Source organism: Streptomyces sp. NPDC055099 (assembly GCF_053607685.1).
In genome coordinates, this window is the sequence record NZ_JBSGUA010000004.1 from 145179 (window position 1) to 152968 (window position 7790).

Annotated in this window: 7 protein-coding genes; 3 read left to right on the plus strand and 4 right to left on the minus strand. The window is 71.7% G+C overall.

The window, feature by feature from the left end; all coding sequences use genetic code 11:
* Window positions 1-49: 49 nt before the first annotated feature.
* Window positions 50-952 (minus strand): LysR family transcriptional regulator, encoded by a 903-nt coding sequence (locus ACWFRU_RS12080; protein WP_453686024.1) that lies wholly within the window; start codon window positions 950-952, stop codon window positions 50-52.
* Between the two features lie 167 nt (window positions 953-1119).
* On the opposite strand from ACWFRU_RS12080, the gene bla reads away from it, so the two are divergent.
* Both bla and ACWFRU_RS12090 read left to right on the plus strand, forming a co-directional pair.
* A complete protein-coding gene (gene bla, locus ACWFRU_RS12085; protein ID WP_453686025.1) occupies window positions 1120-2097 on the plus strand; it encodes a class A beta-lactamase in 978 nt (325 codons plus the stop codon).
* Between the two features lie 179 nt (window positions 2098-2276).
* A complete protein-coding gene (locus ACWFRU_RS12090) occupies window positions 2277-3929 on the plus strand; it encodes a penicillin-binding transpeptidase domain-containing protein (RefSeq protein ID WP_453686026.1) in 1653 nt (550 codons plus the stop codon).
* A 262-nt stretch (window positions 3930-4191) separates the two neighbouring features.
* Here ACWFRU_RS12090 and ACWFRU_RS12095 read toward each other — a convergent pair whose 3' ends face one another.
* Window positions 4192-4896, minus strand: coding sequence for an RNase H family protein (locus ACWFRU_RS12095; RefSeq protein ID WP_453686027.1), 705 nt, complete (start codon window positions 4894-4896; stop codon window positions 4192-4194).
* 69 nt (window positions 4897-4965) lie between these two features.
* A complete protein-coding gene (locus ACWFRU_RS12100; RefSeq protein WP_453686772.1) occupies window positions 4966-5553 on the minus strand; it encodes an acyl-CoA-like ligand-binding transcription factor in 588 nt (195 codons plus the stop codon).
* A 106-nt stretch (window positions 5554-5659) separates the two neighbouring features.
* Here ACWFRU_RS12100 and ACWFRU_RS12105 point away from each other — a divergent pair, with 106 nt between their 5' ends.
* The gene (locus ACWFRU_RS12105; RefSeq protein ID WP_453686028.1) at window positions 5660-6598 is read left to right on the plus strand and encodes an oxidoreductase; all 939 of its coding nucleotides are present in this window, start codon (window positions 5660-5662) and stop codon (window positions 6596-6598) included.
* A gap of 65 nt (window positions 6599-6663) precedes the next feature.
* Here ACWFRU_RS12105 and ACWFRU_RS12110 read toward each other — a convergent pair whose 3' ends face one another.
* On the minus strand, window positions 6664-7623 hold the full coding sequence (locus tag ACWFRU_RS12110) for a GNAT family N-acetyltransferase (protein WP_453686029.1): 960 nt from the start codon (window positions 7621-7623) through the stop codon (window positions 6664-6666).
* Window positions 7624-7790: the final 167 nt, after the last annotated feature.

A 7790-nucleotide genomic window follows, 5' to 3' on the forward strand; every position in this document is an offset into this window, starting at 1 on the left:
CACTCACCTCCATCCTCACTCACCTCCGTGCCGAGATTGTCGCCCCTGATCATCGCGCCGCTCCCGCCAGGGCCTCGGATCGGGCGCTCGCTCCCAGGCAGCGGGCGATGGCGTCGCCCAGGCGCGCTTCGATGTGCTGCGGATTGCCGTCCGCCGCGGCGGCCAGGGCGAACCCCCGGCCGAGCGCGAGCTCGCCGATGGGCCGCCAGGTGAGCCCGAGTTCCTCGGCCTGCGCGAGCGAGCACAGCAACAGGTCGCCCGAGCACAGGACTTCGGCCGCGGCGCTCGTCAGGTCGGGCGCGGCGACGAGCTGCGCGGGCCGCAGGCCGAGCGCGTCGCGCAGGCGCGTCAGGGGGTCGCGGATGTGCGGCACGTCGTCCTCCGGCTGGATCCAGACACGCCGGGCCGGCCCCGGAGAGGCGCGGCCCACCCGCAGCGTCTCGAGGTAGACGCGCCGCACGCCGGGATCCTGGGCGGTGGCGAGCCCCAGCGGCACGGACCATGTCGCCTCGTCCGCGGGCACCGCGACCAGCGCGGCGCGCACCTGCTGTGCGTGCAGGAGTTCCCTGCGCTGCGTCGGCGCGGCCACCCGCAGGTCGAGCGTGATGCCGTGACCGCGCGCCTCGGCGACGAGGCGGGCGAGACCGACCGTGGAGCAGATGCCGGGGACGGCGAGCCGCCAGGGCTTGCGCTTGACGGCCTCCGCCTCGTCGATGAGCACGTCCGCCGCCTGCACGAGCTGGCGGGCCGTGGGCAGCATGTCCCGCCCGAAGGGGGTGAGGACGGCGCGCCGTGACGTGCGCTCGAACAACGGCTCGCCGAAGCGTTCCTCGAGCGCGGCGACGCGACGGCTGGCCACCGACTGGGACATCCGCGCCGCGGCCGCTCCGTCGGTGAAACTGCCGTACTCGCTGACGCTGACGAACGCGCGACACGCTCCCACCAGATCCACGCCCCGGATCCTATGCCAGATCAGCATGGAACCACGCATGAGCGTATTGGACCGCATACGTACTCGACGGCGAGGGTGGCTGCGGCACTCACGACCACGTACCGGGACGGGGCCGTGCCGCCCCGTCCCCTATGCCCCTGCCCTCGGGGCGCCCGGAGGTTTGGCCCATGCAGCACACCCGAGTCCGTCTGCGGCGCATCCGCGCCCGTCGCTCCGTCCTCGGAGCACTCGCCACTCTCTTGGTCGTCCCGCTCGTGGCCTGCGCGGACGGTGATTCCTCGGCTTCGTCGTCATCGTCGTCGTCACCGTCCACGGCGACCACGAAGCCCGCCGGAACCACGAAACCCGCTGGTGCGTCGAAGGCGGCCACCCGCGGTTTCAAGGCCCTTGAGCGCAAGTTCGACGCCCGGCTCGGCGTCTACGCGGTCGACACCGGCACCGGACGCGAGGTGGCCCACAACGCCGGGGAGCGTTTCGCCTTCAACTCCACGTTCAAGGCGCTGTCCGCCGGAGCCGTGCTGCGCAAGTACTCACTGAGCGGCCTCGACCGGAAGATCACGTACTCGAAGGACGATCTGGTCGCCAACTCTCCGGTGACCGAGAAGCATGTCGACACCGGGATGACGCTGGGCGAACTGTGCGACGCCGCCGTCCGCTACAGCGACAACACCGCGGCCAACCTGCTGTTCGACCAGCTCGACGGCCCGAAAGGCCTGGACGCCGAACTGGAGAAGATGGGCGACGACGTCACGTCGATGGACCGTATCGAACCCGACCTGAGCACCTGGGTCCCCGGCGAGAAGCGGGACACCTCCACTCCGCGGGCGCTGGCCAAGGACCTGCGGGCGTTCGTGCTCGGGGACGTCCTGCGCAAGGGCGAACGCGCGCAGCTCACGAAGTGGCTGAAGACCAACACCACCGGCGACAACACCATCAAGGCCGGTGTGCCCAAGAACTGGGTGGTGGGCGACAAGACCGGGACCGGCAGCTACTACGGCGCCCGCAACGACATCGCCGTGGTGTGGCCCCCCGACAGCGCCCCCATCGTCATGGCCATCCTGTCGAACCGCGCCGAGAAGGACGCAGAGCCCTCCGACAAGCTGGTCGCGGAAGCAGCCTCGGTGGCGGTCGACGCACTGCGGTAGCGGGACGCACGCCTCGCGGTCCTGGGAGAGGTACGGCGTCGGCGCGTGCCCCGGCGACCGAGCAACGGACCGGCCGGGCGCGGCAGTCCGCGCGCACCGCCGCCCCGGCCTTGTCCCCCTCCCCGCCCCTTCCGAACGCTCCGCTGCCCGCAGCGGTAAGCCTTGACAAGGAGTCCCCGATGACGGATGTCGCATCCCTCGACGACCACGGCCGCAGACCCGCCGACCCCGGACGCGGTCCCTCCGGAAAGGCCACCCGCGTGGTGGTCGTGGCGGGACTGACGCTCGTGTTGGCCGCGGGCATCGGGTACGCCGCGGAGCTCGGCCCCTTTGACCCTGGGCCCGCGATACCGGACCCGGAGGCGACCAAGCAGGCGCATGCGTTCCTCGCCGGCTGGGAAGCGGGCCGCATGGAACGGGCGGCGGCGCTGACCTCGCGCCCCGAGCAGGCCGAGCGCGTCCTGAACAGTTTCACCGTCGGGCTCGACATCAGTGACCCAGACCTGACACCGGGTGCGGCCAAGGCCGGTGAGGACGGCACCGTGACCGTGTCCTTCACCGCGAAGATGCCCGTCACCGGCCTCGGCACCTGGAGATACGCCTCCGCCCTGCCCCTGCGCAAGCAGGACGACGGCACCTGGAAGGTGGAGTGGGCGCTGTCCCTCGTGCACCCGAAGCTGAGCAGCACGGAGAAGTTCCGTCTGGAGCGGGAGGACACCGCAGGGCCCGAGATCAACGACCGGGACGGAAACGCCCTGTCGAGCAAGACGCATCCCTCCCTCGGCCCGCTCCTCCCCCAGATCGCCGGGGGCGACGGCGCGGGTCCGCGCGGCGCGGTGCGGCTCGTCGACCGGGCCTCCGGTGAGGTCAAGGGCACGGAAGCCTCGTTCGGCAAGAAGTCCGACCGTCCCGCCGACCGTCCCGTGTCCGCCACCCTCGACGCCACCTGGCAGTCCGCCGCGGAGAAGGCCCTCGCCGACAAGGCCGGCGGCAAGGACGCCGCGCTCGCCGCCCTGCGGATCGACGACGGTGAGATCCTGGCCGTCGCCAATTCCCCCTCGTCCGGGTTCAATCGCGCTGTCTCGGGCACCTACGCGCCGGGCTCCACCTGGAAGATCGTCACCACCAGCGCCCTGCTCCTCAAGGACGCGGTCGCACCCGGCGACGTCGTGGACTGCCCCAAGTACCTCACGGTCGGGAAGCGGTTCCAGAACGTGGAGACCTCCGAGCACCGGGGCGCCACCTTCCGCAAGGACTTCACCGCCTCGTGCAACACCGCCTTCATCAGCCTGCGCGACAAGGTCGGTGACCAGGAGCTGGGCGATGTCGCCGGAAAGTACTTCGGGGTCGGGCAGAAGTGGGACGTCGGCATCCCCTCGTACGACGGGTCGGTCCCGGCCCCGCGGGATCAGACCGAGAAGGCCGCCTCGATGATCGGGCAGGGCAGAGTGCAGGCCAACCCGCTGATCATGGCGTCCGTCACCGCGACGGCGGTGTCCGGCACCTTCCACCAGCCCAGCCTGACGAGCGGCGCCAAGGACACGACGACCACCACCCCGCTGCCACGCCAAGTCGTCACGCAGCTACGCGAGTTGATGCGCGCCACCGTCACCGGCGGCACGGCCTCGGTCCTTGCCGACCTGCCCGGCGAGGTGGGGGCGAAGACGGGCACGGCCGAGGTCTCCGACGACGCCCCCAACAACGGCTGGTTCGTCGCGTACCGCGGCAATGTCGCCGTGGCCTGCGTCGTCGAGAAGGGCGTCACGGGCGGCGCGTCGGCCGGGCCGGTTGTACGCGATCTCCTCGGTGCCGTGCCCGACGATCCGTCCTGACGGGCGGCGCGTCCGGGTGCCGGGGGCGGCGCGCGCCACGATGGCCCGCGTCCACCGCCCTGTCCGCGCCTCCGCGCGCCCGCGTGTCCGCGCCAGCGGTAGCGGTAGCGGTTGGCGACTGGCCGCGCGATGGCGGCCAGGGTCTTCGCGCCCTCGCGGACGGCCGACGACGGACTCGCCGACCTGGACGGCTACACAGCCGTCGGAGGCCGACGGTTCGAGCCGGGCGTTTCAGCACCCACCCGGCCGGCCCCTGAGGCCCTCAGGAGTCCCGGCACTCCACGTGCCCCCAGCCGTGCGCGTTCTTCGCGATCTTCTCCCCGGCGGCGTAGGGCTTCTGGCAGTGGCAGCGGCCGGGGAACTTGGCCTTGATCACGCCGCCCGAGCCGCTCTTGCCCGCCTTCGCGCCCGGGCTCTTGCTCGCTCCGGAGCTCTTGCGCGGCCGGGCTGCGGGTGAGGCCGTCATGCGCTCGGGGCGCGGCTCCGGGATCGTGACCGCTCCATGGACGGTACCCGCGGGCTGCTGTGTCGTGGCGGCGTCACTGGCCGCGACGTCGGCGATCGCGTTGAGGTGGTCGCCGTCCGCCTGGTGGGCCGCGACGTGCCGGAAGGTGACCGCACGGCCCTGCAAGAGGGCGTCGATGCGCACGACGAGGTCCTTGTTGGCGACCGGCTTCTTCGCGGCGGTCAGCCAGCCGTTGCGCTTCCAGGACGCGATCCACTTGGTGACGGCGTTCATCGCGTACTGGCTGTCCATGCGGACCTCAAGCGGCACGGCCGGGTCCGTGGACTCCAACAGCTCGGCCAGCGCGGTCAGTTCGGCCACGTTGTTGGTCGTGTCGCCGAGCGGTCCCGCCTCCCACCGCTGCGGGCGCTCGTCGGCGTCGGCGACCACCCAGGCCCAGGCGGCGGGCCCGGGATTCTTCTTCGCGGCTCCGTCACAGGCGGCGATGATCAAGTCAGACATCCCTCGATGATGCCAGCCCCCGGGAGGCTCGAAGGCCACCGCCCCTCCGGCATCGGACGGCGCCGCACCCTAGACCGCGGGGGCGTCCAGCGCCGGGGCGATGATCGCGAAGGCCCGGTCGGTCAGCTCGACCGGGTCCTCGACGCCGTCGCTGTCACTCCAGCGTTGCAGCACGGCGTCGAAAGCGGACAGCGCCATGCTCGCGGCCAGCCGCGGGTACAGGTCCACGCCCGCGTCGCGCCCCACGCGGCGCGCCACCTCGCCCGTCAGGTCGTCGCCCCACTGCGCCTGGTGCTCCAGGAAGCGTGCGCGCAGCGCCGGCGTACGCAGGATCAGCCGCACCACGGGCAGCACCCGCTCGGAGTGATCACCGCAGGCGGCCAGCGGAACCAGCACCGCGTGCCGCAGCGCCACGGAAGGCCGCTCGTCGGCGGGGCGGGCCGCCAGCTCCGCGTGGATGCCGACGCCCATGTCGGCCAGGAACTGGACGACCACGTCCTCCTTGGACGCGAAGTACCGGAAGAAGGTGCGCCGGGAGACCCCCGCGGTGGTCACGATCTCGTCGATGGTGACCGCGTCGAACCCCTTCCGCGCGAGGAGTTGCAGCGCCGCTTCGGTCAACTCGTTCGAGACGAGCTGTCGTTTGCGCTCGGCCATGGTCACTTCGGGGCGGGAACTCACCGGGCCATGGTACACGCCATGCCTTGCATGGCACTCAGAATCACTCTTGACACTGAGTGTCACGCCCGACAACATGTGCCGCATGACGCAGCAACAGCGCTGGACAGCCGACCAGATCCCCGACCAGACCAAGCGGGTGTTCGTCGTCACCGGAGCCAACAGCGGCCTCGGTCTGGCGACCACCCGGGCGCTCGCCCGGCGGGGCGGGCACGTGATCCTCGCGGTGCGCGACGAGGAGAAGGGCCGCCGCGCGGCCGCGGAGATCACCGCCGCGCAGCCGGACGCGCGCCTGGAGATACGCCACCTCGACCTGGCCGACCTCGACTCGGTCCGCGGCTTCGCCGAGGGACTGCGCGCCGACCATCCGCGCCTCGACGTGCTCATCAACAACGCGGGCGTGATGGCACCGCCCCGTACGCTCAGCAAGCAGGGCCACGAGCTACAGTTCGCCTGCAACCACCTCGGTCACTTCGCGCTCACCGGCCTGCTGCTGGATCTGCTGACCGCCGGGAGCGACCCCCGCGTGGTGACGGTGAGTTCGATCAACCACCGCCAGGCGCGCCTCCGCTTCGACGACCTGCACGGCGAGCGCAGCTACAAGCCCATGGGCAACTACAACCAGTCGAAGCTCGCCAACGCCGTCTTCGGCAAGGAACTCCACCGCCGCCTCACCGAGTCCCGCAGCCCGGTGCGCAGCGTGCTCGCCCACCCCGGCTACACCGCCACCAACCTCCAGATGGGCACGCCGACCGGTCTGTGGCGGGTGGTTCTCGGGCGCATCGGCAACCCGCTCTTCGCCCAGCGCCCGGCCGACGGCGCGCTGCCCCAGCTGTACGCGGCGACCGCACCGGACGTGGAGAGCGGCCAGTTCATCGGCCCCGGCGGCCTGGCCGAGCTGCGCGGCGCGCCGACCCGGGTGCAACTGGCGCCCGTGGCGGCGGACGAGGAGACCGGGCGGCGCCTGTGGGAGCTGTCGGAGCAACTCACCGACGTACGGTTCACGTTCCCGGCCGCCGTATAGACGTCCGTTCCTGGCCGCTGCATAGACGTCCGGGGACAACTTCCAGGCACCCGGGGGGCGACCCCTCAACGACGGCTGGGGCGGATCAACTCCCAGGCCTGGAGGGCGAAGTCGAGGGTCATGCCGTGGCGCTCGTACAGGGCGAGCGCGCCACTGCTGTTGTCGGTGTCCACGCCCAGGCCGATCCGTTCGCGCCCCAGCGCCGCGTAATGGCCGAAGGCGTGCCGCAGGAGGTAGCTGCCCAGGCCGTGGCCGCGGGCCTGGCGCAGCACGCCGATGTGGCCGATCCAGGCCATCGGGGTGCGGTCGTTGCGGGTGCGCAGCACCGCCGCGTCACCCAGGCCCTCGACGTGCGCGATCCAGACAAGGGACCAGTCCGCGCGCTCGGCGTCGATGTCGTCCAGCCACTGTTCGTACGTGCGCGGGTGGAAGTCGAAGTGGTCGGCGAAGCTCTCCTGCACCAGCGCGTGGGCGCGCCTGCGGTCCGCTTCGGCCAGGCAGGGCCGCAGGGACACACCGGACGGCGGCTCGGGGATCTGGTCCGTGTCCTTGGACAGGGGGCGGACCATCGAGTTGTAGCGCCGGACCGGCGTCCAGCCCCGTCCGCGCAGTGCGCGCAGATCCACCGTGGGGGCGATGTTGAGGTGCAGGCGCACCACCGCCCGGTCGGCTCCGTTGGCTGCGGCCCGCTCGGCGGCGCGCGCCTCCATCAGCTCGAGAAGATGCTCGGAGGCCTGAGGCCGGCCAGGCAGCGTGAAGTACTCCGTGTCGATCTGTTCGCCGCCCGACTCATCCCACAGCAGGCCGTACGCGATCAGTCGGCCGTTGTCGAACAGGAGCCAGGAGTCGTGCTGCAGGTCGACTTCCGGGTGCTTCAAGTCGGCCTGCACCTCGGCGAGTTCGGTGTCGGCACGATCGATCTGCAGCAGGTCGATCTCATTGAGCAGCGCACATACCGCCGCCGCGTCATCGAACGTCGCGGGGCGGACGGTCACGCCGGGCGGGAGGGTGGCGGATGTGGTCATGGGGCCACTCTCCGATGCCCGGCAGTGGGTCCGCAACGGACTTTCGGAGCCGCCGGGGCCACCTTCCGTGGGGGGGGCGCCGGGGGGCCCGGCCGGGAGGGGGGGGGGCGGGTGAGGAGGGGGGGGCGAGGGGGGCCCGGCGAAGCACAAGAAGAGGGGATTGTACA

Coding starts and splice junctions, on each gene's coding strand:
- bla (WP_453686025.1), top strand. CDS start 1,120: ATGCAGCACACCCGAGTCCGTCTGCGGCGCATCCGCGCCCGTCGCTCC.
- ACWFRU_RS12090 (WP_453686026.1), top strand. CDS start 2,277: ATGACGGATGTCGCATCCCTCGACGACCACGGCCGCAGACCCGCCGAC.
- ACWFRU_RS12095 (WP_453686027.1), bottom strand. CDS start 4,896: ATGTCTGACTTGATCATCGCCGCCTGTGACGGAGCCGCGAAGAAGAAT.
- ACWFRU_RS12100 (WP_453686772.1), bottom strand. CDS start 5,553: ATGGCCGAGCGCAAACGACAGCTCGTCTCGAACGAGTTGACCGAAGCG.
- ACWFRU_RS12105 (WP_453686028.1), top strand. CDS start 5,660: ATGACGCAGCAACAGCGCTGGACAGCCGACCAGATCCCCGACCAGACC.
- ACWFRU_RS12110 (WP_453686029.1), bottom strand. CDS start 7,623: ATGACCACATCCGCCACCCTCCCGCCCGGCGTGACCGTCCGCCCCGCG.